General features: G+C 72.5%; 22 protein-coding genes and 2 pseudogenes. 12 read left to right on the forward strand and 12 right to left on the reverse strand.

Annotation, left to right across the window (positions count from 1 at the left end; genetic code table 11):
* Positions 1–10 precede the first annotated feature (10 nt).
* On the reverse strand, positions 11–4,825 hold the full coding sequence (locus DER29_RS11630; RefSeq protein ID WP_148710009.1) for a hypothetical protein: 4,815 nt from the start codon (positions 4,823–4,825) through the stop codon (positions 11–13).
* Positions 4,826–5,146: 321 nt separating this feature from the next.
* Positions 5,147–5,388 (reverse strand): annotated as a pseudogene (locus tag DER29_RS11635) (hypothetical protein); the annotation flags it as partial.
* A gap of 137 nt (positions 5,389–5,525) precedes the next feature.
* On the opposite strand from DER29_RS11635, the gene DER29_RS35910 reads away from it, so the two are divergent.
* Positions 5,526–5,651 (forward strand): hypothetical protein, encoded by a 126-nt coding sequence (locus DER29_RS35910; protein ID WP_255421025.1) that lies wholly within the window; start codon positions 5,526–5,528, stop codon positions 5,649–5,651.
* Positions 5,648–6,829 (forward strand): hypothetical protein, encoded by a 1,182-nt coding sequence (locus tag DER29_RS11640; RefSeq protein WP_121397362.1) that lies wholly within the window; start codon positions 5,648–5,650, stop codon positions 6,827–6,829. Before DER29_RS35910 ends, DER29_RS11640 begins: the two co-directional genes overlap by 4 nt.
* Before the next feature lie 81 nt (positions 6,830–6,910).
* Here DER29_RS11640 and DER29_RS11645 read toward each other — a convergent pair whose 3' ends face one another.
* Entirely contained in the window at positions 6,911–7,813 is a 903-nt protein-coding gene (locus DER29_RS11645; RefSeq protein ID WP_121397363.1) for a sulfurtransferase, read from the reverse strand.
* Between the two features lie 113 nt (positions 7,814–7,926).
* On the opposite strand from DER29_RS11645, the gene DER29_RS11650 reads away from it, so the two are divergent.
* Together DER29_RS11650 and DER29_RS11655 are read left to right on the forward strand one after the other, a co-directional pair.
* Positions 7,927–8,454 (forward strand): SigE family RNA polymerase sigma factor, encoded by a 528-nt coding sequence (locus DER29_RS11650; protein ID WP_121397364.1) that lies wholly within the window; start codon positions 7,927–7,929, stop codon positions 8,452–8,454.
* Positions 8,447–9,709, forward strand: coding sequence for a hypothetical protein (locus DER29_RS11655; protein ID WP_121397365.1), 1,263 nt, complete (start codon positions 8,447–8,449; stop codon positions 9,707–9,709). The genes DER29_RS11650 and DER29_RS11655 overlap by 8 nt, the downstream gene beginning before the upstream one ends.
* A gap of 60 nt (positions 9,710–9,769) precedes the next feature.
* Here the strand turns inward: DER29_RS11655 and DER29_RS11660 are convergent, their stop codons facing one another.
* Positions 9,770–10,216 (reverse strand): hypothetical protein, encoded by a 447-nt coding sequence (locus DER29_RS11660; RefSeq protein WP_121397366.1) that lies wholly within the window; start codon positions 10,214–10,216, stop codon positions 9,770–9,772.
* Between the two features lie 3 nt (positions 10,217–10,219).
* Entirely contained in the window at positions 10,220–10,987 is a 768-nt protein-coding gene (locus DER29_RS11665) for an SGNH/GDSL hydrolase family protein (protein WP_121397367.1), read from the reverse strand.
* A gap of 411 nt (positions 10,988–11,398) precedes the next feature.
* Between DER29_RS11665 and DER29_RS11670 the strand changes: the two genes are divergently transcribed.
* The gene (locus DER29_RS11670) at positions 11,399–11,770 is read left to right on the forward strand and encodes a hypothetical protein (protein ID WP_121397368.1); all 372 of its coding nucleotides are present in this window, start codon (positions 11,399–11,401) and stop codon (positions 11,768–11,770) included.
* A complete protein-coding gene (locus tag DER29_RS11675) occupies positions 11,767–12,267 on the forward strand; it encodes a roadblock/LC7 domain-containing protein (protein WP_121397369.1) in 501 nt (166 codons plus the stop codon). Before DER29_RS11670 ends, DER29_RS11675 begins: the two co-directional genes overlap by 4 nt.
* A gap of 188 nt (positions 12,268–12,455) precedes the next feature.
* Here DER29_RS11675 and DER29_RS11680 read toward each other — a convergent pair whose 3' ends face one another.
* Complete coding sequence (locus tag DER29_RS11680; protein WP_121397370.1) at positions 12,456–13,670, reverse strand: MFS transporter; 1,215 nt, start codon at positions 13,668–13,670, stop codon at positions 12,456–12,458.
* 98 nt (positions 13,671–13,768) lie between these two features.
* Positions 13,769–14,329, reverse strand: a pseudogene (locus tag DER29_RS11685) (NADPH-dependent FMN reductase); the annotation flags it as partial.
* 54 nt (positions 14,330–14,383) lie between these two features.
* Between DER29_RS11685 and soxR the strand changes: the two are divergent.
* The 5 genes from soxR (at position 14,384) to DER29_RS11710 (ending at position 18,338) form a co-directional block, all read left to right on the forward strand.
* The gene (soxR, locus tag DER29_RS11690; RefSeq protein WP_121397372.1) at positions 14,384–14,872 is read left to right on the forward strand and encodes a redox-sensitive transcriptional activator SoxR; all 489 of its coding nucleotides are present in this window, start codon (positions 14,384–14,386) and stop codon (positions 14,870–14,872) included.
* Positions 14,873–14,927: 55 nt separating this feature from the next.
* Entirely contained in the window at positions 14,928–16,697 is a 1,770-nt protein-coding gene (locus tag DER29_RS11695; protein WP_121397373.1) for a proline--tRNA ligase, read from the forward strand.
* 56 nt (positions 16,698–16,753) lie between these two features.
* Positions 16,754–17,179, forward strand: coding sequence for a CBS domain-containing protein (locus tag DER29_RS11700; protein WP_121397374.1), 426 nt, complete (start codon positions 16,754–16,756; stop codon positions 17,177–17,179).
* 74 nt (positions 17,180–17,253) lie between these two features.
* A complete protein-coding gene (locus DER29_RS11705) occupies positions 17,254–17,682 on the forward strand; it encodes a SufE family protein (protein WP_121397375.1) in 429 nt (142 codons plus the stop codon).
* Positions 17,683–17,702: 20 nt separating this feature from the next.
* Positions 17,703–18,338, forward strand: coding sequence for a DsbA family protein (locus tag DER29_RS11710; RefSeq protein ID WP_121397376.1), 636 nt, complete (start codon positions 17,703–17,705; stop codon positions 18,336–18,338).
* A gap of 88 nt (positions 18,339–18,426) precedes the next feature.
* Here the strand turns inward: DER29_RS11710 and DER29_RS11715 are convergent, their stop codons facing one another.
* Positions 18,427–18,975 carry a YbaK/EbsC family protein gene (locus DER29_RS11715; RefSeq protein WP_121397377.1) on the reverse strand — a complete coding sequence of 183 codons (549 nt, stop codon included), beginning with the start codon at positions 18,973–18,975 and terminating at the stop codon, positions 18,427–18,429.
* A gap of 151 nt (positions 18,976–19,126) precedes the next feature.
* Here DER29_RS11715 and DER29_RS11720 point away from each other — a divergent pair, with 151 nt between their 5' ends.
* Entirely contained in the window at positions 19,127–19,327 is a 201-nt protein-coding gene (locus DER29_RS11720) for a hypothetical protein (protein WP_121397378.1), read from the forward strand.
* Positions 19,328–19,431: 104 nt separating this feature from the next.
* Here DER29_RS11720 and DER29_RS11725 read toward each other — a convergent pair whose 3' ends face one another.
* From DER29_RS11725 to DER29_RS11740, 4 genes are all read right to left on the reverse strand, one after another.
* A complete protein-coding gene (locus tag DER29_RS11725) occupies positions 19,432–19,626 on the reverse strand; it encodes a hypothetical protein (RefSeq protein ID WP_121397379.1) in 195 nt (64 codons plus the stop codon).
* A gap of 37 nt (positions 19,627–19,663) precedes the next feature.
* The gene (locus DER29_RS11730; protein WP_121397380.1) at positions 19,664–20,449 is read right to left on the reverse strand and encodes an SDR family oxidoreductase; all 786 of its coding nucleotides are present in this window, start codon (positions 20,447–20,449) and stop codon (positions 19,664–19,666) included.
* Between the two features lie 146 nt (positions 20,450–20,595).
* On the reverse strand, positions 20,596–21,234 hold the full coding sequence (locus DER29_RS11735) for a GAP family protein (RefSeq protein ID WP_121397381.1): 639 nt from the start codon (positions 21,232–21,234) through the stop codon (positions 20,596–20,598).
* Between the two features lie 145 nt (positions 21,235–21,379).
* Positions 21,380–22,702 carry an MFS transporter gene (locus DER29_RS11740; protein WP_121399155.1) on the reverse strand — a complete coding sequence of 441 codons (1,323 nt, stop codon included), beginning with the start codon at positions 22,700–22,702 and terminating at the stop codon, positions 21,380–21,382.
* Between the last annotated feature and the right edge of the window lie 371 nt (positions 22,703–23,073).

The raw sequence follows: 23,073 nt of genomic DNA on the forward strand, positions 1-23,073 counted from the left end.
CCAAAACCTATCAGCGGAACAACTCATCCATGCGTTCTGCCATCTGTACGGCTTGTGGCCATCCCGCGCGTACAAATCGTTCGAGCAGGACGCGTACGGCGGTAACGCACTCAGGGTCACCCAAGACGAGTTCGCGGTGATCGGCCAGGTAGCGATTGATCAGCTTGAGAGCAGCGTCGACGCCGAGCGACTCGGCGACGTATCCCTGATCCTCGGTGATCGCCCGCATCGCTAGGAACAGTGCCGGCTTGGGCTGGAGCGTGCTTAGGTGCTCGACGGTCTCGATGATGTGGTGCGTGACCGCTGGGTGTTGCACCTGACGAATGCCGTCCAGCAGTGGCAGCGCGAGCTTCGCGAAGAGGAGCGGGTCACCGAATTCTCCGCGAGAACCCTGCTGTCTATCGAAGGCGCCGCTGGCGAGGTAGATCTCCTGAGCGACTGCGTCAGCGACGGTCAGCGCGCTCTCCATTTGGTTGGGCTTGGCCCAAGCGGTTTGGAGCGGCTTCAAGGTGAGCGTCAGCAGCTCGAATGCCTTGCGTTGTGCTCCATAAAGGGAAGGGTCGGCTGGATTAAGGAGATCACGGAGGTGCGTCGCTATCACGATCACGGCAGCGGCATGGTCGGTAGGGCTCGAAAGCCACGCTCGAAGCGTGGACCCGGCAAAAGGAGTGTTGTATCGGACCGCGAGGGCTGTCAGGCACTGAATCACGGCCTCACAGGGGGTGTCATGAATTTTTGTCAGTTCTTGGCCCGGATCGAGCAGATAAGGCGAATCCGGCATGGAGGCCAGCCGGGCGAGGATTTCGTCCACGTCAGAGGGTCGGCTATGCAGGTAACGTGCCATCACATGGACTAGCACTGAGGCGACGTGGCCGTCGGGTTCGATTGCGAGCCGGCTCTCGACCTGGGGAAGAAGTTCGTTCGGCTCTGTGAAGATCAGGCCAATGGCGGTCGTGCTGAGGTATCGGTACGTCCACTCGCTGCTGTCGAGATGGCAGAGCTGATGTGCAACTAGCTGGTCACCGTGTGCGCGCTGCCACTCGGGTCGCGTAAGGAGGGTGCGCGCGGTGCTCAGCGCTTCGGTTTCGGGTGTGCACGACCAGCTCGCGAACCGGTTGTTGTTGACGCCGGGCTGACTTCCGGCGGGGCTGGGCTTCGGCATGGCCGCCTCGACGGCCTCGAAAACTTGTCGACCGAGGACGGTGTCCGGCAGAACCTCCGGCAGACGAGCGATGTGGTCGGTGGCCCGCAGCAGGCGCTCATGCAACTGCCAGTTGTCGGGATCCGCAGCGCGCGCGGCGATGAGTTGCGGCCACATGGCCATCAGCCGCCGGCTCGCAGCGTCACGGTCGTCTGACTGGTTGGCGGCCCCGAGGGCCTCATCGACCTGCCCGAGGAGCCGCGCCTCGGGAGACGCTTCAGTCGCGTCCGTGTCAGGCTCCACACGAAGTAGCTCGTCATCTGGAACCAGGACGGGGGGCAACGGGCGGGCTGTATCCTCGCTGGCTTTCCTGGACATGAGGGCGCTCAGCAGTGCTGCCCGCCGCGCGCGGAGGCTGTCCCGCCGTGGCTCCGGGTCGTCCGTGCCGGGCTCGGTCGCCGCGACGATGGCATGCTCCAGCGCGTCGCGCTCGGGTACGGAGAGCAGCGGGGACAGGCGGGCCGCGACGTGCCCAGCAGCTGGCCATGTTTGGCTGTGGGCAAAGAGCGACGGACTCGACAGCGCTGGCCGGAGCGCGTGCGCGAGTGCCGGTGACTCGCTTGTTGCCGCTCGGTGAAGCAGCCGGTTCCACACCTCCGCGTGAGTGAGGCACTCGATGAAGAGATCGATCGCATTGCTGCAGTCCGGTGCGAGTTCGTCGAGGCGGTCGATGAGGGCGTCGGCCATGGCGGGGAGCGAGCGATGACCGCCCGCGTGCCGCAGGTCGCCGCTGTACCGTACCCACGGCCGCTGGTTTTTCGGCGACTCGATGCTGCCGTACTGAAGCAGTCGACGGGCTTCAACAATCCTGATGAGGAGCTTGGTTGCCGCGACGACGTCCACCGCCGCCAAGGCGGGGAACGTTCGGCTGACCTGGTACTGCGCGCCCTCCAGATCCTGCTGGCGATTCGATATCAGCGGAAGTATTTGGCTGTTGAGCATGTTCGTGGACTGCGACCGGTCGTCCTCGAAGAGCCACACGCTTGCGCCGAGGTCAACGGCGAGGCCGGAATCCTGAGCTGCAATCTGCGGTAGAACGTTGATCAACGGACGGACGGCTCGAACGCCCCAACCGCGCAGCGCGGGTGGGGCGATGACCAAACGGATGGTGTCGGCGGTCGCAGCGGCGTCGAGGGTTGCCGCGGCGGCTAGCGCACGTCCGCCGTGATCGGCAAGATTCGCGCGATGGGAATCATTCACGTCGGCCAGACCCACGACCACGGCGGCGACAGCGGCCTTGACCCAACCGCGGCCGGCCGGCGTGCCGGCCGCCGGCGATTGATCACCTGCCGCGCGGCGGCCGAGCTGCGCAACAAGAAGCGCCAACCCGACGTCGTCATTGTTCACGCTGTGCAGCGCCAAACCCACCAACAGCTCCCCGAACGCGTCCAGCGCGGCGGGGCCCGCCCCAGCAGCACCAAGCCCGGCCGCGACCAGGAATGCCAGCCCGCGCGCATCGTCGACGGTCCAGGTCGCATCGTCTGTGGCCGCGAGACAGGCCGATTCGAGTAGCTCCAGCTCCGCTGCGGCGCGTAGCTCGTGGGCGGCGATCGTAGCGGCCGCGGCGGCGGCCAGCATGTGCCCGGATTGCTGCGCGGCGAGTCGTAGGGCGAGCCGCCAGTAGCTCGCCCGGCTCGGATCGGCGTGCCAGGCGATCCCCAGGCGGTAGTCCAGACTCGGACGAAGGACCATGACGAGATCGGGGTCCTTGTCGAGGCTGTCGGCGACACTGCCCGGCACGCTGAGATCGCCGAGCGCGATGATCGCGGCGGCGTAGTCGAACAGAACGGGGTGGGCGAACCCGAGCGGCCGGCTCGCCGCCCACGGACTGGTTGGGCTTTCTCTGAGCACGCCGTCGCGAAGCAAACCATCGAGGACGGTCAGCATGGCCGCCTCACCGAGCTGCGCGTCACTGGCCTGCTGGGAACGGGCGGTGACCATTGAGGCGACCAGGGTCTGCAGCACGCGCTGCCGCACTCGCCCGTCGGGGGCGTCGAGGACACGTAGTCGCCAGAAGCGGGTGAGCAGATCCAGACGACTACGGATCTGGGACACGTCCAGATCCGCAGAGATCAGCTCGCCCACCAGGTTCAGGTTGAACGGGTTGGCCAAAAGTTCCGCCAGACGATCGTCTGCCTGGTCGAACACCTTATCCAATGAAGGGCTGGCCCCGCGTACCGTTGCGATTTCTTCTGCCGTCAGGTCGCCGACCAGTAGGTGGGCGACCTGGGAGAGTTCCGGGTCGAGGTGCCTGGGGTCGACTGGCGTCCCTGCGAACATCGTTCGCCAGCGAGGGCCGTGACGAAGGTCGAACGACCGGATGCTGCCGATGATCCGCCATCGGGTTCCGCGCAGACGCTGGGCCAGCTCGGGCAGCCAGCTCGACGCCTCGACGCCCCGGGTTTGATCGATGCCGTCGAGCAACAAAAGTCCCGGGCACGATCCCGTCCAGCCCGTCAGGACCTCATGCAAATCATGGTCCAGATTGAGCTCGGCGCGGGTCTCGCCGGCCGTGCCCCGCAGTTGTTGGTGCGTCAGGTAGACGACGTCGGCCGCCTGACGTTCTGCGAACCGGTGCAGGACGACCGACTTGCCGGCACCGGGATCGCCGGTGATCGCCACGTTGCCTTCGGACGCGTCGAGCAGTCCCGACACGGCCCGGCTTATCTGGACGGGGCCTTCCGGCGCGGTGAGGGTGAGATTCGTAGGGGGCGAACCGAGGTTGCCGGTCGTGACCGCTTGGAGCCGCTGGACGTCCCGGCGCAGCCGCGCAACGGGCGTGAGGTGAAGGCCCAAGGTCTCCAGTTCCCGGACCAGGTCGGCGCGCCCCACCCATGAGCGCTCGGCGGCCAGCCGCTGTCCGACCAGTTCCAGTTCATGCCACAGGTGAAGCGCCTTGTCTGGATCTTCTAGAAGATCGCGAAGATCCAGGAGGAGGGCACGGAGATCGCTGCCCTCATCTTGTAGGTCGAGCGCCCGGACGGCGAGCGGACGGAGCAGCGACCTCACGATGCTCTCGTCGGCAGTCGTGCCGTGACGCCTGGCCCATAGACGTTCCAGGTGTCCGCGCAGGGTGCGCAAGGCCGCTCGTTCGTTGGCATTGGTGGCTGCCTCGGCCAGGGGAACGGCTTCAGGCCAGGTACGCAGACGGTCGACGAGCCGGGCCATCGCGACGGCGATCGTGCTGGGCGCCTCCTCGTCCGTCAGGATCACCACGCGGTCGACACGAGGGTCGAGCGGCCGCAGCTCATCGTGGTTCGGCGGCCGGTCGGGAACGCCCTCCGCATCGATCGCCACCAGCTGCTCGAGCGCCGCAGCAAGATCACTGTCCGGATGGTCACTGCGCGCCAGCCTCTTCTTCGCCTGGACACAGACCCAACCAGTCGCGTCGGTCAGCCCGCCGACGTCATCCACGGGGCGGCCGGTCTGGCTGCCTACGCCGAGCACCAGCCGGCCTGAGGCCCAATCCGGTAGCGCCGTCTCGGCGAGCATGTGAGCGGCCAGCCACGCAACACATTGGTTCTCGTGCCGAACACCATTTGTTGTGCCGGACCCGCCGGCCGACGACTGCGTCACCTTGCTACCCCCAAAAGGCATCGAAGTTGCCGCCCGACGAAATCCCATGCCTGGACCATGACGGAGTGCTCAGGCTCCTCCGGCACGTGCGCGATCCGCACCGCCCACTCGTCCTGTTGAGTTGTGTGAGGCGAAGAAGCGCTTGCACACGCCGTCCACGGGAGGCAGCCTAGGTCACCCGTCCGACACTTGGGCTGAACCCCGATGGGCCTTCTATACCGTTCAAGCTTTGTCGGGATCGAGTCCGGTTAACGCCCCGCTCTGCTGCTCGGCCGATTCCAAACGCTGGGCCTCTCGCGGATCGTGCCACAGGCAAACGGTGGCGGCGGTTGCGATTAGGTTCGCCGCTTGGCGCTCCAAGGTGCCGGTGCGTGCCGGTCCGCCCTTGGTGCGGCGGGTGATGGCCTCCACCGTGGCCGCCTGGTCGAAGCAGTACCAGGTAGTTCCTCGGCCTCGACCCGCTGTGTGGTGGCGGGGCAAGAGGCCGTGGAGCGGGTCGGCCGGGGTTGGCGGAGCGGCGTGCCCAGTCGCGTACCCGGTCTGCGGTGACGTCGGGACCGTCGGGCGACCTCGGCGGCAGTGCCGTACTCACGCCCGGCGATCCAGATCATGCGTCTACCGTATTCGTTTGAACAGCGCTCTTCCACACCCACGAGCCGGGCACGAACGGCGCCCGGCCGGCAACCGCGCGCACGCCAACACGCCGTCCGCCCTCATGCTCAAAGGCTCATCTGGCTTCTTACAACCCTTGACTACCGTCAAGAGCCAGTGCCACGCGGCGCTGCGCCGGCTGCGGGAGGTCGCGCCGGATCTGGGTCGCGACGAGGGACGGCCCGGCACCGGCCTGGTCACCAGGATGGAGGTGAACCCGTGAGGGAAGAGGAACTGCACCGGCTGCTCACCGTCGCCGCCGAGGACGTCCGGCCGGCGCATCCCGCCGCGACCGGCTGGGAACGGGCCCGCCGGGTGCGTCGTGCCCGCCGCGCCGCCGGTGCCACCGTGCTCGCGGTCGCCCTGCTCACCGGCGGTACGGCACTGGCGCTGCGCCCCACCGCGACACCGCCACCGGCCACCACCGCGACACCGGAGGAGAGCCCGACCCCGCACCCCGTGCCCGTGCAGACGCCCCCGGCCGACCTGGCCTATCCCGGGCACCCGCTGGGCCGACTCGGCGACCCCGTCGGCGCGACGCTCTCCGACCGGCCGGTACGCCGGGCACTGGCGCTGCACCAGCCGATCGACCCCCAGACCGGCGTCGCCGGCCGGATCCGGGTGCTCGGCGACGACGGCGTCGTACGCGACCTCGACGCGGTCACTCCCGCCCCGACCCGCGACGCCGCGGGCAACGAGGCGGTGCCGTTGAAGAGCGGCAGCCTCTCCCCGGACGGGCGAACGGCCGCCTTCGCCCAGACCGACGAGGTGATCGTGGTCGACCTGACCACCGCCGCCGTGCGCCGCCACCCGCTCAAGGGCTACCTGGAGCACGTCCTCTGGTCCGGCGACCGGCTGCTCGTCGGCGACGACGACACCACGTACGAGCTGGACCGGGCCACCGGCACCGCCCGGAAGGTGCCGGTGTCGCCCTGGGACGTGGTCGCGCCCGACCCGACGGCCCCGCCGAACGTCCTGCTCGAACTGGGCGGCACGCCGCCGAACGGCGTGCAGGTCCGATGGGGCGGCGACGGGACGTACCGGAGCAACGGCGCGATCGACTTTCGCGCGCTACCGCCCGGTCACCGGGTCGACGAGTTCTACGGGCGGGGCTGGCAGCGCGGAGACTTGGTGGCCCGCGCCGGCTGGATCACCACCGACACCATGGGCGGGCTGGAGGGCGTCGCGTTGCTGAACGCCCGGACGCGCGTGGTGACCCACCTGCTCGACCTGGGCCGGGACCGCTGGAAGGGCTGCTGCGAGGTGCTCGGCTGGGACGCCGACGGCGCGGTGCTGCTGCGCCACAACCCGGGCGGGCTGCTGCGCTGGCGGCCGGAGACCCGCGAGGTCACGGGCGTGACGCGGAACCTGTTCGGGGCGGTGTCGCTCCCCGCCGGTTGAGCGGGTCGCCCCTGCCGTCGTACCGCCGAAGGGGCCGGTCCCAGCGCGACCGCGACGGGCGCGCGGGGACCGGCCGACGCGTCAGCCCGCCAGGCCGCCGGGCTGGTCGCCCTTGACGACGGGGGCCCGGACCAGGTTGCCCCACTCGGTCCACGAGCCGTCGTAGTTGCGCACCTGCGGGTAGCCCAGCAGGTGCCGCAGCACGAACCAGGTGTGACTCGACCGTTCGCCGATCCGGCAGTAGGCGACGATGTCGTCGTCCGGGCTCAGCCCGAGCTGGTCGGCGTAGATCGCGCGCAACTCGTCCGCCGCCTTGAACGTGCCGTCGTCGTTGGCGGCGGACTTCCACGGCTTGCTGACCGCGCCCGGGATGTGCCCGCCGCGCAGCGCGCCCTCCTGCGGATAGTCCGGCATGTGCAGCATCTCGCCGGTGTACTCGCCCGGCGACCGGACGTCAACCAGCGGGCGGCCCGCCGCCACGTGCGCCATCACCTGCTCGCGGTACGCCCGCACGGGTGCGTCGTTGCGCTGCGGCACCGGATAGTCGGCGTGCGGCCGGGCCGGCTTGTCCCGGGTCAGTTCGCGGCCCTCGGCGACCCACTTCTGCCGGCCGCCGTCGAGCAGCCGCACGTCCGGGTGGCCGAAGAGGGTGAACACCCACAGGGCGTACGCGGCCCACCAGTTGAAGTTGTCGCCGTAGAAGACGACGGTGTCGCCCCGGCCGATGCCCTTGGCGGCGCACAGCTCGGCGAAGCTCTTCGCGTCGAGGTAGTCGCGGGTCACCTGGTCGTTGAGTTCGGTGTGCCAGTCCACCTTGACGGCACCCGGGATGTGGCCGGTGTCGTAGAGCAGCACGTCCTCGTCGCACTCGACCACGACGAGGCCCTCGTCGCCCAGGTGCTCGGCCAGCCACCCGGTGGTGACCAACCGCTGCGGGTCCGCGTACGACTGGAGTCGGGAATCGGGATCGCTCGGCACAGACATGATCCCCAAGGTACGCCGGATCGCGGACGACCATCGGAAATCGGAAATCGGTGCAGCGAGTCCGCCGCGCCGCGCGTGACAGTGGCGAGACCCGCCGACCATCGAGGATCACCATGACCGTACGGCACCGGACCGGGCCGCCCCGGGCCGCCGCGTCACCAGTGGACTTCACCGACTTCTACCAGGCGCACTTCCACCGCCTGGCGGTGCAGCTCTACGCGTATCTGGGGGACCACGCCGAGGCGCAGGACCTGACGCAGGAGGCGTTCTGCCGGCTGCTGGAGCGCTGGAACCGGATCAGCACGTACGACGACCCCTCCGCGTGGGTCCGCCGGGTCGCCTGGAACCTGGCCACCAGCCGGCTGCGCCGGGTCCGCACCGTCGTACGGCACCTGGCCCGGCAGCGGGAGGAACACGTGCCCGGCCCGGAACCGGACCGGGTGGCGCTGAGCCGGGCGCTGGCCTGTCTGCCCACGAGTCAGCGGCGGGCCGTCGTGCTGCGCCACCTGGCGCACCTGAGCATCGCGGAGATCGCCGACCAGATGGGCGCCCCCGAGGGCACCGTCCGCTCCTGGCTGTCCCGGGGGCGGGCGGCGCTGGCCACCTACTTCACCGAGCGGCAGGAGGCCCACGGTGCGTGAGAACGCCCTGGACGAGATGTTCGCCGAGTTCGAGGCCGACGCGAGGACCAGCTTCCGGCCGCCGGGCGTGCCGGCGGTCGAACGCCGGGTCCGCGACCGGCGACGACGTCGCGGGCGGCTGCTGGCGGGCCTGGGCGCGCTCCTCCTGGCCGGGCCGGCCGGGGCGTTCGCCGCCGGCCGGGGTGCCGACCCCGGCCCGCCGATCCCGACGCCCGCCCCCGCGGTGTCGCCGACACCCGCCGGCAAGCTCCCCGAACGGAAGGTCTCCCTGCCCGGCGCGCCCGGCCGGCTGACCGAACTGCGATTCGTCGACGCCCGGAACGGCTGGGTGCTCTTCGACACCTGTGGCACGCCCGATCCAGGCTCGACCGACTGCCGGCGAGCCGTCGGGCGGACCGTCGACGGCGGAGTGACCTGGCATTTGACGACACCGCTCCCCGACGCGAAGGGACCGGTGAACCTGTTGCCGGTCGACGAGCGGAGGCTCACGGTGCGAGTCGGTGACGGGTACCTCGTGACCAACGACGGCGGCGCGGCCTGGTCCCGCCACCCGTTCGACTCGCCGCCGCCGGTCACGCAGGCAAGCAGCGCCACCCGCAGCGGGTTCTTCGTCCGCTGCCCCGAGAGAGACGGACAGGGCGCGAGGGGCATGGAGTGCCCCCGAGGGGAGCTGGTGCGGATCGGCTCCGGTCCCGTCCGGCCGCAGCCCCCGGTGCCCCTGACCGGCGAGACCGACCACCGGGTCGTCGAGGGCGGCGACGGGCGGCTCTGGCTGACCGTACGCGACGGGGGCCGGCTGACTGTCCTGGTCAGCGACGACCAGGCGACCACCTGGCGGAAGCTGCCGACCGGTACGGGGGCGAAAGCCGGACGGCTCCTCGTCTCACCCGACGGTGCCGACGCCTGGTTGGTGACCGTAAGCGAGAGCGAGTTCAGCGTGACGGCGGCAACGCAGGTGTGGCGGTTGGTCGGGGGTCGGTGGGAGCAACGACCGGGCCTGCCCGACAGCACCTCCGACGTCGCCGCCACGAACGGCGGGGTCCTCGCCGTCATCGGGGCGTACGGCAACGCCGGCTTCTGGGCCGACGGACGCTACGTCGACGCGCCCTCGCTGGCCGCCGCGCTACGAACCGGCACCGACGAGAGCCCGTCCGTCGAGGTGCTGCGCGACGACACGGTCGTCGTAACCACGGCCTCCGTCCGTATCGTCGGCATCGGGTCCGGCATCACGCGCACGTGGACCCGGTTCTCCTGACGACGCACCGTCGACGGTCCGCCGACGCCGGCAGGTCTGTCGACGGCGCGGGCCGGGGCTTCAGGCGCGGCGGTGGGCGATCCGGCCGGCGACCACGGTCACCAGGCAGGTGCCATCGGCGTCGAGGACCGCCAGGTCGGCCCGACCGCCGGGTGCCAGCGTCGGCGGTGCGGCGGCGGGCAGCACCAGCAGGTCGCTGCGCTCCACGGCGGCCCGCAGCGCCGGATCGGTCAGGTGACCGGCCAGCACGGCGGTCACCCCGAGGCGCAGCAGCGCGTGCACCCGCTCGCGGGGAGTGTCGGCGGCCGGCAGCGGCCCGTCGTGCACCAGCCCCGGCCCGAGCGTGCCCGGCCAGCGGCGGATCCGGGCTCCGGCGTACGCCTCCGTCAGCTCGGCCAGCGGGCCGACCGCGAGGATCCGGTCGGCCCGGACCGCGACGGCGGCCCCGGCGGTGGGCGGGGCGTCGGGCGCGGTCCGCAGCAGCGGCGCGGTGTGCAGGGTGAGCACGTCTCAGTCGGCGATCGGGCCGAGCAACGGGCGCTTGGCGGTGACGGTGTCGCCGGAGGAGCGGCCGGTGAGCCGGCGCTTGATCCACGGCGCCAGGTGCCGCCCGGCCCAGCGCAGGTCGGCGGCGCGGGCGGCCAGCCAGGGCGTCGGCGCCGGGTGCGGCGGCACCATCAGCCATTCCTCGTCGCAGCCGACGCCCAGCGCGTTGAGCACCTGCGCGGCGACCCGCCGGTGCCCGGCGGCCGACAGGTGCAGCCGGTCGGTGCTCCAGAGCATCGGGTTGAGGTACGCGTCGTCGGCGTACAGGTCGACCAGGATGGCGCCGTGCCGCTCGGCGGTCTCGCCGACGGCCCGGTTGAGCAGTTGCACCCGGGGCGCGACGAGGCGCTGGCCGGGCAGCCGGGCCATCACGTCGGCGAACCGGAAGAGGACCACGTCGGCGCCGCCGGAGCGCAGCCTCCGCACGACGTCGTCGAAGCGGGTGACCAGGGCGTCCGGGTCGAAGGTGCGGCGGAGCACGTCGTTGCCGCCGGCCGCGAAGCTGATCAGGTCGGGCTTCATGGCGAGCGCGGCTGGCACCTGCTCGGCCACCACGCCCGGGAAGAGCCGACCCCGGATGGCCAGGTTCGCGTACCGGAAGTCGGGACCGGCCTCGGCGGCCAGCCGGGTGGCCACCAGGTCCGCCCAGCCCCGGTAGCTGCCGTCCGGGTACGCGTCGTCCATGCCCTCGGTGAAGCTGTCCCCGACCGCCACGAAACTGCGCCAGCGCACCTGATCATCCCTCCGACGTGCGGCAGGGAAGGGCGCCTCGTCGTCGCTTCCGGTGGAGGAAGGGTCCTTCCCGACGCGGGACAGTCTTCACCAGGAGGGCCGGTGCCGGGGGGCACCGACGGACAAACGTGGCGGAGGTCATCGTGGACCGCGGGGCCTGATCTTCGCTCCGCTCGGGATCAAGGAGTTCGATGGGGCTGCCGGCCATCCGTCGGAGCGTTCCATTTGCGGGGACTGCCGGCCGGCCGGCACGGTCCGGTCAGGTGGATGGCGGCGCCAGCAGGTGCGTCACGGCCCCCGGTGTGCGAGCCTCGTCCAGGCCGTCTTTACAAGGTCGTAACAATTGTCACCGTCGGGTCACCCTCTGCTGAGCAGACGGCGACGCCGCCCGTAAGTCCTGGGAGAAACACCGTGCCGAACCTCGACATGGCACTGAAGACCGCGATGAGCATCGACGGCGCGATCGGCGCCGCACTCGTCGACTACAACAGCGGGATGACGCTGGGCGTGGCCGGAGGAACCGGGGAGATCGACCTCACCGTCGCCGCCGCCGGCAACACGGATGTCGTCCGCGCCAAGCTGCGGACCATCGAGATGCTCAAGCTGAACGACGAGATCGAGGACATCCTCATCACGCTCGGCACCCAGTACCACCTGATCCGCCCGGTGACCAGCCGCACCGGCAAGGGGCTCTTCCTCTACCTGATGGTGAGCAAGAGCCGCGCCAACCTGGCGATGGCACGCCACCAGCTGCGCAGCATCGAGGAGAGCCTGGAGTTGTGAGCGGGATCGACGACACCGAGACTCCCCTTCCCCGCCGCAGCGCGCGTACGGGCACCCTGCCGCCACCCCGGCCGTTGCCCCCGTCGCTGGCCGGGAACACGTCGCTGCCGTACCCGGCGATCGGGCACGAGCTGTCGGAGCTGCGCCTCCAGATCCCGGGGGTGCACGGCTGCGTCCTCGGCGGCGTGGACGGCCTGCTCATCACCCACAACCTGCAGACCGACGTCGACCCGAACGACCTGGCGGCGCTCGCCGCCACCACGTACGGGCTGGGCCGGCAGGTCGGGCTGCGGCTGGGGCAGGGCGCCTTCCAGCAGTCCACCGTCCGCAACGCCGGCGGCTACCTGAGCGTCTACGCGGTCAGCTCGCAGGCGCTGCTAGCGGTGGTCGGCGAGGACAGCATCAACGTGGCCCGGCTGCACCTGCACGCCCCGCCGGTGGCCGAGCGGCTCGCCGCCCTGCTGGATCAGTCCGTCCACGCCGGCCAAGGGTCCTGAGGGCAGACCCTCTTCGGTGGCGCGCAGGGCTGCCGCCGTCGACGGTCGGGCGGAACGCGGGGCCGCCCCGCTCCGCCCGACCGGCTCCGGCAGATCTGCGCGGCGGCGCCCCCTCGGCCTGCTGCTCGGCCCGGGCGCCCTGGCCCACCGCCTGGATCGTCGGCCGGGGCGCACGCCGCTTCGACCGGTCAGGTCGCCGACGACCGCCGCCCGCCGCGCAGGCGGACGGCGAGCAGCGCCAGGGTGGCGCCGGCCAGCGCCGCTCCGGCCAGGAACGTGCCGCGTGTCGAGGTGGCCGCCTGGACCGACCCGAGCAGCAGTGGCGAGACGAACAGGCCGGCGAAGGTGGCGCTGGCCAGCAGCGCGGTGGCCTGACCGCGCCGGGCGGGCGGCGAGTGTTCGGCCACCAGCACGGTCAGCGCCGGCACGGCCAGCCCCATGCCGATTCCGAACACGGCCGGCGCGACGAGCATCAGCGCCGGCGAACCGGTCAGCCCGAGGGTGCCCAGCGCGACCGCGAAGACGGCGAGAGTGACCGCGAGCAGCCGCGCCTGGCCCAGGCGGGCCCGGGCCCGCGCGTAGCCGAGACCGACGACGCTCATGGCCAGCGACGGGGCCGCCGTGAACAGCGCCACGGCGGCCGTCTCGGTGATGCCGACCTCGGCCAGCCGCTGCGGCAGGAACACCAGCACCCCGTACAGCAGCAGGCTGGTCACCGCCTGCAGGCCGTAGATCCCGACGAGCGGGGGGTGCTGACGGAGCAGGTTCCACAGCGACCCCGACCGGCCCGGTGGCGCGCCGGACCCGACGGCGGCGCGCCGGGCCGGGAGGACCCGGAGCGTGACCAGGCCCAGGGGCACCCCGACCAGGTAGACGCCGAAGGGGGCGTGCCAGGAGAGCCCGCCCAACACGCCGCCGAGCAGCGGGAAGAGCACCCCGCCGAGGCTGATCGCGGTGGACCGCCAGCCCATCGCCCGGTCGCGTGCCACCCCCGCGTAGAGGTCGAGCAGCCCGAGCGTGGTCCCCGCGAAGACCAGCGCCGCGCCGACGCCGAACAGCAGGCGGGTGGCGATCAGCAGGGGGTAGCTGTCGGTGACCAGACACGCGCCGCCGGCGAGCCCGTACAGGACCAGCCCGAGGGCCAGGGGGGTGCGCACCCCCCATCGGTCGATGGCGCGGCCGACCAGCGGGCCGGCGAGGGCGAGGGAGAGTCCGTGCGCGGTGAGGACGAGCCCGGCGGCGGCGCCGGTGAGCCGGAGTTCGCCGCGGATCAGCTCGACCACCGGGGTCAGCACCGCGCCCGCGAGCACGGTCAGCAGGGAGCCGGCGAGCAGGACGACAGTCGCCGCCCGGCGACCGGCGACGGGGGCGGTGGCGGCGGGAGCCGCGGCGACGCCCGTCACGAGCGGGCCGCCTGTTCCGCCCCCAGCCGGGCGGCGTCGGCCGCCGGCGGCCGGGCCGGATTCACCGTCACCGGCGGGGCCGGGGCCTCCGCCGCCGGCCGGCGGATCGGGGCCAGGGCCGCCGCCCAGGTGAGCAGTTCGTCGAGCATCGCGGCCAGGCTGCGTTCCTGGTGCGCGGCGGGGTTCGGGCGCTCCCCGGTGAAGTCGGTGGGCAGGGACAGCCCGACGGCGGTACGGACTCCGGCGACCCGGACCTCCGCCAGCACCAGGCGCAGCGCCTCGACGGCCCGCCAGCCCCCGGTCACGCCGTACCCGACGAAGCCAGCCGCCTTGTGGTGCCACTCGGCGCACAGGTAGTCGATCGCGTTCTTGCAGGCGGCCGAGGTGGAGTGGTTGTACTCCGGGGTGACGAAGACGAACCCGTCGCACGGCTCGACGGCGGCGGCCCAGGCCCGGGTGTGCGGGTGGCGGTAGTCGCCGAACGCCGCCGGGACCGGCTCGTCCAGCAGGGGCAGGTTGAAGTCGGCGAGGTCGAGCATCCCGAACGCGACACCGGGGTGTCGCTCGCGGGCGAGGTGGTGCACCCAGTCGGCCACCGCCCTGCCCCGCCGTCCGGGCCGCGTCGACCCCACGACGATTCCGATCCGTATCGGCTCCATGGCGCGAGTCTTCAACCTCGACCATGGTCGAGGTCAAGCCGTTAGCATGCCGACATGGCGAGCCTCCCGCCCCACCACACCGAGCTGACCGTCGGCCAGGTCGCGGCCCGCACCGGCGTCGCCGTCACGGCACTGCACTTCTACGAGGCCAAGGGGCTGATCCACAGTCGACGCACCAGCGGCGGACAGCGCCGCTACCCCCGCGACGTGATCCGGCGGGTGTCCTTCATCCGGGTCGCCCAACGGGTCGGCATCCCGCTCCGGCTCGTCGCCGAGGCGTTGGCCGGTCTGCCGGACGGGCGTACCCCGACCCGGGAGGACTGGGCCCTGCTCTCCACCACCTGGCAGGCCAAACTCGACCAGCGCATCGCCCAGCTCCAGCACCTGCGCGACGACCTGACCGACTGCATCGGGTGCGGCTGCCTCTCCATCGACCGCTGCCTCCTGCGCAACGCGAACGACCACCTCGGCGAGACCGGTCAGGGCCCGCGCCGCCTGCTCGGCCCCGCCCCGGCGACGCCGCCCGGCCCGGAACCCGGCTGACCGCCCTACCCGAAATGGATCGTCGCCCCGCCGCCGGCCGCCGTACGCTGCGCCAATGCTGCTACGCATGTCGACCCTGCTGCTCCGGACCCTGCGCGAGGACCCGGCGGACGCGGAGGTGCCGAGCCACCGGCTCCTGCTACGCGCCGGCTACATCCGTCGCGCCGCACCGGGCGGCTACACCTGGCTGCCGCTGGGCAAGCTGGTGCTGGACCGGGTCACCGAGGTGGTCCGGCAGGAGATGACGGCGATCGGCGACCAGGAGGTGCACTTCCCGGCGCTGCTGCCGGCCGAGCCCTACCGGACCAGCGGCCGGTGGACGGAGTACGGCGACGACATCTTCACCCTCGCCGACCGGCGCGGCGCGGAGCACCTGCTCGCGCCCACCCACGAGGAACTGGCCGCGCTGCTGGTCAAGGACCTGTTCAGCTCGTACCGGGACTTCCCGGTGACGCTCTTCCAGATCCAGACGAAGTTCCGGGACGAGGCCCGGCCGCGCGCCGGACTGCTGCGCGGGCGCGAGTTCCTGATGAAGGACGCCTACTCGTTCGACCTCGACGAGGCGGGCCTCGCGGCGGCGTACGAGCGGCACCGCGGGGCGTACCGGCGGATCTTCGACCGGCTCGGGCTGGAGCACACCGTCGTGCGCGCGACCTCCGGGGCGATGGGCGGTTCGGCCTCGGAGGAGTTCCTGGCGGCGACGCCCGTCGGCGAGGACACCTTCGTCGGCTGCACCGCCTGCGACTACGCGGCCAACACCGAGGCGGTGACCACGCCCGCCCCGCCGGCCGGCGACCCGGACGCGCAGCCGGCGGCCGAGGTGCACGACACCCCCGAGACCCCGACCATCGCCAGCCTGGTCGAGCTGGCCAACGCCCGGCGCTTGGGCGGCCGGGACGACTGGACCGCCGCCGACACCCTGAAGAACGTGGTGCTCGCCCTGCGCCGTCCTGGGGCGGAGGAGACCGAGCTGCTGGTGGTCGGGCTGCCCGGCGACCGGGAGGTCGACCTGAAGCGACTCGGCGCGGCGGTCGCCCCGGCCGCCGTGGACGTCTTCGACGGCTGGGACACCCGGCCGGAGCTGGTCCGTGGTTACATCGGCCCGCAGGTCATGGCGAAGCTGGGCATCCGCTACCTGGCCGATCCCCGGGTGGTGCCGGGCAGCGCGTGGCTGACCGGCGCCAACGAGCCGGGCCGGCACGCGACGGGGGTGGTCTGCGGCCGGGACTTCGTGCCGGACGGCACGATCGAGGCGGCCGAGGTGCGGCCCGGTGACCCCTGCCCGGCCTGCGGCACGGGCGAGCTGACCTTGCGGCGGGGCATCGAGATCGGGCACATCTTCCAGCTCGGTCGCCGCTACACCGACGCCTTCGCCGTCGACGTGCTCGGCCCCGCCGGCAAGCCCGTCCGGCCCACCATGGGCTGCTACGGGATCGGGGTGTCCCGCGCGGTCGCCGCGATCGTCGAGCAGCACCACGACGATCGGGGACTGGTCTGGCCGGAGGCGGTCGCGCCCTGCGACGTACACCTGGTGGCTGCCGGGAAGGGGCCGCAGCTGGACGCGGCGCTGGAGCTCGGCGGGCGGCTCGCCGCCGCCGGCCTGCGGGTGCTGGTCGACGACCGGACGCACGTCTCCGCCGGGGTGAAGTTCACCGACGCCGAGCTGATCGGCATCCCGCGCGCCGTCGTGGTCGGCCGACGTCTCGCCGAGGGATACGTGGAACTGCGCGACCGGGCGTCCGGGGAGCGCGTCGAACTGCCGGTCGACGGGGTGGCGGACCGGCTCGTCGAACGGGTACACCGGGAGCGCGGGAACGTGGTGTAGCGAACGTGTCACGGGGTACCGCAGTCCGATCGACTGAATGCGTTCTGGAGGCTCTCATGACCGGTTACCGGGTCAGCGACGTGATGACGAAGCAGGTCATCTACCTGCCCGCCGAGACCACCCTGGATGAGGCGGCCAGGGTGATGAAGGAGGCGGACATCGGCGACGTGGTGGTCACCGACGGCGCCACCCTCGCCGGCATGCTCACCGACCGCGACATCGTCGTCCGGGCGGTGGCCGAGCGCAGCGACCCGGCCACCACCACGATCGGCTCGATCATCACCCGCGAGGTGGTGATGATCGAGCAGCATTCGACCGCGGCCGAGGCGGCGGCCCTGATGCGGGAGCGGGGCATCCGGCGGGTGCTGGTCTGCGACGCCGAGCGCAAGCTGGTCGGCATCGTCTCCCTCGGCGACCTCGCGATGCAGCTCGACCCCAACTCGGCGTTGAGCGAGATCAGCGAGCAGGCGCCCACCGTCTGAGGTACGCGGAAGGGCCCTTCCTGACGCCCGTGGCGCAGGAGGGGTCCCCTGCCGACGGCGGTAGCCTCGGAGTCATGTCATCCATGCCGGCCAGGCTTTCCGAGATCGTCGACGAGTTCGCCGCCGCGCCCCGCGACGTGGTGCTGGAGATGCTGCTGGAGTACGCCGACGTCATCCCGCCGCTGCCCGCCGACGCCGCCGACCGGGAGGGCATGGAGCAGGTGCCGGAGTGCCAGACGGCGTTCTTCCTGCGCGCCCGGGTGACCCTGGAGAAGACGGTGGAGACGCTCTTCGACTGCCCGCCGGAGGCGCCCACCACGCGTGCGTTCGCCGGCATCCTCGCCGAGGGGCTGGCCGGGGCGAGCGCGGACGAGGTGCTCGCCGTGCCCGACGACCTCTACCAGCGGATGGGGCTGGCGCAGGCGATCAGCCCGCTGCGGGTGCGCGGCGGCACGGCCATCCTGGCCCGGCTCAAGCGGCAGGTCCGGGAACAGACCAGCTAGACGGAGGGTTGTCACCCGACATGGAGATCGAGATCTACGCCGACGTCGTGTGCCCCTGGTGCTACATCGGCAAGCGTCGGCTGGAGCAGGCCCTGGAGTCGTACGACGGCGAGGTGACCGTCCGCTACCGGCCGTTCCAGCTCGATCCGTCGCCGGTGCCGGAGCCGCGCCCGCTGGTCGACGCGATGGCCGCGAAGTTCGGCGGGCCGGACCGCGTCCGGCAGATGTTCGGTCAGGTGACGGAGGTGGCGGGCCAGGTCGGCCTGAAGCTCGACTTCGACCGTGCGGTCGCGGCGAACACCTTCGACGCGCACCGCCTGGTCGCCTGGGCCACCGACCGGGGCCGCGCCGCCGAGATGGTCGACGCGCTCTACCGCGCCCACTTCACCGACGGCGTCGACGTCGGCTCCCGGGACGCGCTCGCCGCGCTCGCCGCCGAGGTGGGTCTGGACGCGGCCGAGGCGCGCCGCTTCCTCGACTCGGGCGAGCGGGCGGCGGAACTCTCCGAAGAGCTGGCCACCGCCCGGCAGATCGGGGTGACCAGCGTGCCCACCTTCGTGCTGGCCGGCAGGTACGCGGTCACCGGCGCCCAGGAGCCGGAGACGCTGCTCGCCGCCCTGGCCGAGGTGAACCGCCGCGAGGCCGAGGCCGACTGACCCGCCGACGGCGGTGAGGCCGACCTCCGACGGCAGACATCGATGGGCGTGATGTTTCACGTGCAACGACATCGACGTCCGTGATCAGTCAGGCCGGCCTGGCCAGCCCTTCCACCACGCGCGCGCCGGGCAGCGCGCCGAGCGCCGGCCCGGGCAGCGCGATCTTGCTGTGCCGTACGCCCGACCCGATGATCACGTGCGGGGCGGCGATCACCCGCGCGTCGACCAGGATCGGCCACTGCTCCGGCAGGCCGATCGGGGTGATGCCGCCGTACTCCATGCCGGTCAGCTCCACCGCGTCGGCCATCGGCGCGAAGCTCGCCTTCCGCACGTCGAGCGCCCGGCGGGCCACCCCGTTGACATCCACGCGGGTGGTGGCGAGCACGACGCAGGCCGCGTAGCGCACGACCCCCTCACGCTTGCCGGCCACCACCACGCAGTTGGCCGACTCGTCCAGCCCCACCTCGTACGCGGCGCAGAAGGCGGCGGTGTCGGCGAGCTCGGCGTCGATCGGCGCCACCAGCACGTCGTCGACGTCCACCGGCGCCTCGGCGGGCCACTGCCCGACAGCGGCGGCGACCGGCGGAGCAAGCAGGTCGAGCCGGCTGCGGGCGGGTTCGGTCTTCAGCGTCCCCATCACGCCTGCGATCCTCGCACCCGCCTGCGCCCGGGGTTCCACCACACCAGCAGCGACCGGAACCGTCGCCGACAGGGGGTCACCCCTATCGATCCGCAGACGGGCCCCGGTGGCGTGTGGGAGCGGGTGATGCCGGGTACCGGAGATCGGCATGAGTGAACTTCCGCTGCACATCCTGACCGACGCAGGCTTCACCACCGACGAGGCGAACTCCATCGTGGATCACCTCCTCAAGGGTGTCGACACCCACGACGGGAGGGGCGAGACCGACCGGATCGACGTCGAGGCGCTCCCGGAGGAGAAGAAGGCGGCCATCGACAAGTTCAACCTGGCCGTGGCCGCCGACTTCTAGTCAACCCGGGCACCGACCCGTCCCGGAGCACCGGTTCCGTCCCCGGGACCGCCGGGGCGGGCCGGCCGGGACGGGAAGACCCGGGCCTGCCGGGACGGCACCGGTCAGTTGCCGGTGAGGAAGCCGTTGTCGCGGAGCAGCGCGCGGTCCCGGACGGAGGCCAGTTCCTCCGCCCGCTCGGCCTGGACCCGGCGCACCTCCATCTCCTCCAGGGCGTGGCGGATGGCGAGCCGGATCACGCCGTAGAGGAAGACGAAACCGGCGACGTACAGGATGACGGTGGCGACCATGGCGAACATGGCGTCACGGTAGGCCGGACGTGAATGCGCGGGCCGTTCATCTTGCGCCGGTTCCCCCGTACGTGTCGGCGAGGTGGTCGGCCCAGGTCCGGACGCCCTTCGGGGTCGCCCCGGTGACCAGGCCGCCCGAGCGCAGGGCGCGGCCGAGCCCGCCCGGTATCCGGACCGGGAGCAGCGGGCGGCGGGACCGCCGGGCGGCCGTCCACGCGCGGGCCGCGTCGTCGAAGCGGAGCACCTCCGGGCCGCCGTACTCCTCGACGTTGCGCAGCGGGCCGGCGGTGAGCCGCCGGACGAGGCGGTCCGCGACCTCGCCGGGGTCGACCGGCTGGGCGAGTACGGCCGGATCGCCGATCACCGGACCGAGGCGGCTCGCCCCGCGCAGCATCCCGTCGAGGAACTCCGGGAACTGGGTCGCCCGCAGCACCGTCCACGGCACCGTCCCGGCCGCCACGACCTGCTCGGCGGCGAGCTTGTGCCGGTAGTAGGGGATCGGCACCCGGTCCACCCCGACGATCGAGACGTAGACCAGGTGCCGTACGCCCGCCTGGCCGGCGGCGACGACCAGCCGGCGGGTGCCGAGCACGTCGACCCGGTGGGTCTGCCGCCCGCGGTTCGGTGCCGAGGCCAGGTGCAGTACGGCGTCCACGCCGTCCACCGCCTCGACCACCCCTTCCCCGGTGGCCAGGTCGGCGACCATCCACGGCACCGACGAGCCGGTACGCGCCCGCCGGCTCGTCGCCCGGACGTCCCAACCCTCGGCGCGCAGCCGGGGCAGCACCACCCGCCCGAGCCGACCGCCCGCCCCGGTGACCAGCACCCGCATGGTTCCCTCCCTCTCCGGCCGTCGCGCGCCCGCCGCGCGACAGTGGTGGTGACGGCGTCCGGCCCACGCGTGTGACCGGCTGCGCGTCGGCCCACCGCGACAGGCCGGCCCACCGGAGCAGGGCGGCCCACCCGCGACAGGCCGGCTCACCGGAGCAGGTCGACCGCCGTCAGCATCACGAAGAACCCGATGACGATCTCGCTGACCACCCAGGAGTGCCGTCCGGCCCAGTCCCGGATCCGGGGCAACACGGCCTCGGCCCGGTGACCGAGCAGCAGCAGCGCCAGCAGCGGCAGGGCCAGCAACGCCAGGGTGAGCAGGACGAACGGCAGCAGGTGCCACCAGGACAGGTCGTGCCGGGCGGCGCTCGCCCCGACGGTGAGCATGGTGAGGTCGTCCGTCGGCATGGCCAGGAAGAGCAGCACGCCGAGCCGCAGCGCGTACGTCGGGCTCGCCCGCTGGAGGCCGCTCATCCACTTCGGCGGGCCGGCGGTGTGGCGACGCAGGAGGACGACCACCGCCAGGACGACCAGCAGCGCCAGTACGACCACGTCGATCCGGCTCTCGACCGCGCGCCGCCCGAGCCCGGCACCGACGTCGACCTTGACGGCCCGGGTGACCAGCCAGCTCGCCGTCACTCCGCCCGCCACCACGAGCCCCGCCCCGCTCAGGTAGCCCAGCGACGCGGCACGCGGCCGGTCCGCCGAGGCGAGGAAGACCGCCGCGACCAGCTGCGTCCCGGCGACCATCACCACGGCCATCGGCAGGATGGTCAGGAAGTTCATCGCCCGCCCATCCTCCCGGGCCGGCGGTCGCCACCGGACCGGATCGGGCACATCGCCGCCGGCCGGACCGGGTCGGGAACGTGGCGGGCGGTCGACCGGATCGGGCCCGGCGAACGGTCAGCCGGATCGGTACCCGGGCGGGCGGTCAGCCGGCGCGCATCCCGGCCGCGCCGGGCACCACCCGGCCGGCGAGCACCACACCCAGCAGGGCCAGCCCGCAGGCCACCGCGAGCGTGCCGGCGTAGCTGGCCGGTCCCGGGGCCGCACCGGCCGCGAGCACCGCGCCGGTGAGCGCCAGCACCGTCGCCGCGAAGAGCGAGTCGCCCAGTTGCAGCGAGGAGCTGTTGCGGCCCTGCTCGCCGGGGGCGGACAGCTCCAGCGTGAGCACCGACAACGAGGGGTAGAGCAGCCCCATGCCAAGGCCCGCGCCGGCCCAGCCCAGCACGCCGACCCAGACCGGCACCGCCGGCGCGACCGCGAGCGTGACCACGGCCGTACCGGCGGCGATGCAGGTCAGCCCCGCCCTCGGCAGGGTGGCCCGGGAGCGCGGCGCGGGCATCCGCCCCTGCAACCAGGAGCCCGCCGACCAGGCGAGCGCGCCCGTGGTCAGGACCAGGCCGGCGGCGGTCGGCGACAGTCCCCGCTCCCGGGAGAGCATCAGCGGGATCACCACCTCCGCGCCGACGAACGCGGCCGAGGCGAGACCGCGCAGCCCGATCACGGTGGGCAGGCCCCGGCCGGCACGCAGGAACCCGGCGGGCAGCAGCCGGGGCGCGCAGACCAGCAGCCCGACCAGCGCCAGGGCCACCAGCCCGACGGCGGCGGCGCCGCGCTGCTGCCCCCCGATGTGCAACAGTGCGGCGCTCACCCCCGCCCCGCAGGCCCAGCCGATCCGGGCCGCCGCGCCGGACGGCAACCTGGTCACCGTGGCCGCGCCGATCGTCCGCAGGCCGGGGTGGATCAGCAGCACCGCCGGCACCGCCACGGCCGGCACCGCCAGGAAGACCCAGCGCCAGCCGAGGTGTTCCACGATCAGGCCGGCCAACGCCGGCCCGACCAGCGACGGTACGACCCACGCGGCGGCGAACGCCGCGAAGATCCGCCGGTGCAGCGCCTCCGGGTACGCCTGCCCGACGATCACGTAGAGCGCCACCGAGAGCAGGCCGGAGCCGAGGCCCTGCACGATCCGGCCCGCGACCAGGACGCCCATGGTGGTGGCGCCGCCGGCGAGCACCAGCCCCAGCACGAACCAGCCGAGCCCGTGCCACATCGGCGCGCGGGGGCCCCGGGAGTCGCACCAGATGCCGGAGGCGACCATGGCCAGCACGCCGGCGGCGAACGGGCCCCCGAAGGCGATTCCGTAGAGGGCCAGCCCGTCGAGGCTGCGGGCGACGGTCGGCATGGCGGTGCCCACCGCCAGCGCCTCGAAGGCGAGCAGCGAGATCAGCGCGACGCTGCCCACCGTCATCGCGCGCAGCCGCGGCCCGAAGAGCCCGGCCTCGTCGGCGACCGGGGCGGCCGGCGCCGCCGTCCCGGTCACCTCCGGCCCACCGGGCGCGGCAGCCACAACGGCCGGTGGCCGAGGCGGGCCCGTGGGTCGGACGGACCCGCCTCGTGGCGGAGCAGTTCGATCGGCATGCGACCAGCCTCGGACCTCAACCCGGATTGAGGTCAAGGGTGAGCCGACTCTCTCCGGCCCACCCGGGGAACTTCCGCCGCTCGGAGGGCATGACGGACGATCAACCGGGAAGGCAGGCCGCCGGAGCGCGAGGCGTGGGAGGCGAGATGGCGTACGGCGGCAGCAGCGGCAGCGAGGGGCCCGACGGGCGCCTGTCCGGT

Source organism: Micromonospora sp. M71_S20, from assembly GCF_003664255.1.
Classification (GTDB): domain Bacteria; phylum Actinomycetota; class Actinomycetes; order Mycobacteriales; family Micromonosporaceae; genus Micromonospora.

Excerpts from the sequence above, each read along its gene's own strand:
- DER29_RS11710 (WP_121397376.1), top strand. The coding sequence starts at position 17,703 with ATGGAGATCGAGATCTACGCCGACGTCGTGTGCCCCTGGTGCTACATC.
- DER29_RS11705 (WP_121397375.1), top strand. The coding sequence starts at position 17,254 with ATGTCATCCATGCCGGCCAGGCTTTCCGAGATCGTCGACGAGTTCGCC.
- soxR (WP_121397372.1), top strand. The coding sequence starts at position 14,384 with ATGGCGAGCCTCCCGCCCCACCACACCGAGCTGACCGTCGGCCAGGTC.
- DER29_RS11725 (WP_121397379.1), bottom strand. The coding sequence starts at position 19,626 with ATGTTCGCCATGGTCGCCACCGTCATCCTGTACGTCGCCGGTTTCGTC.
- DER29_RS11700 (WP_121397374.1), top strand. The coding sequence starts at position 16,754 with ATGACCGGTTACCGGGTCAGCGACGTGATGACGAAGCAGGTCATCTAC.
- DER29_RS11645 (WP_121397363.1), bottom strand. The coding sequence starts at position 7,813 with ATGTCTGTGCCGAGCGATCCCGATTCCCGACTCCAGTCGTACGCGGAC.
- DER29_RS11740 (WP_121399155.1), bottom strand. The coding sequence starts at position 22,702 with ATGACGGTGGGCAGCGTCGCGCTGATCTCGCTGCTCGCCTTCGAGGCG.
- DER29_RS11715 (WP_121397377.1), bottom strand. The coding sequence starts at position 18,975 with ATGGGGACGCTGAAGACCGAACCCGCCCGCAGCCGGCTCGACCTGCTT.
- DER29_RS11630 (WP_148710009.1), bottom strand. The coding sequence starts at position 4,825 with ATGGGATTTCGTCGGGCGGCAACTTCGATGCCTTTTGGGGGTAGCAAG.
- DER29_RS11695 (WP_121397373.1), top strand. The coding sequence starts at position 14,928 with ATGCTGCTACGCATGTCGACCCTGCTGCTCCGGACCCTGCGCGAGGAC.
- DER29_RS11650 (WP_121397364.1), top strand. The coding sequence starts at position 7,927 with ATGACCGTACGGCACCGGACCGGGCCGCCCCGGGCCGCCGCGTCACCA.
- DER29_RS11735 (WP_121397381.1), bottom strand. The coding sequence starts at position 21,234 with ATGAACTTCCTGACCATCCTGCCGATGGCCGTGGTGATGGTCGCCGGG.
- DER29_RS11730 (WP_121397380.1), bottom strand. The coding sequence starts at position 20,449 with ATGCGGGTGCTGGTCACCGGGGCGGGCGGTCGGCTCGGGCGGGTGGTG.
- DER29_RS11720 (WP_121397378.1), top strand. The coding sequence starts at position 19,127 with ATGAGTGAACTTCCGCTGCACATCCTGACCGACGCAGGCTTCACCACC.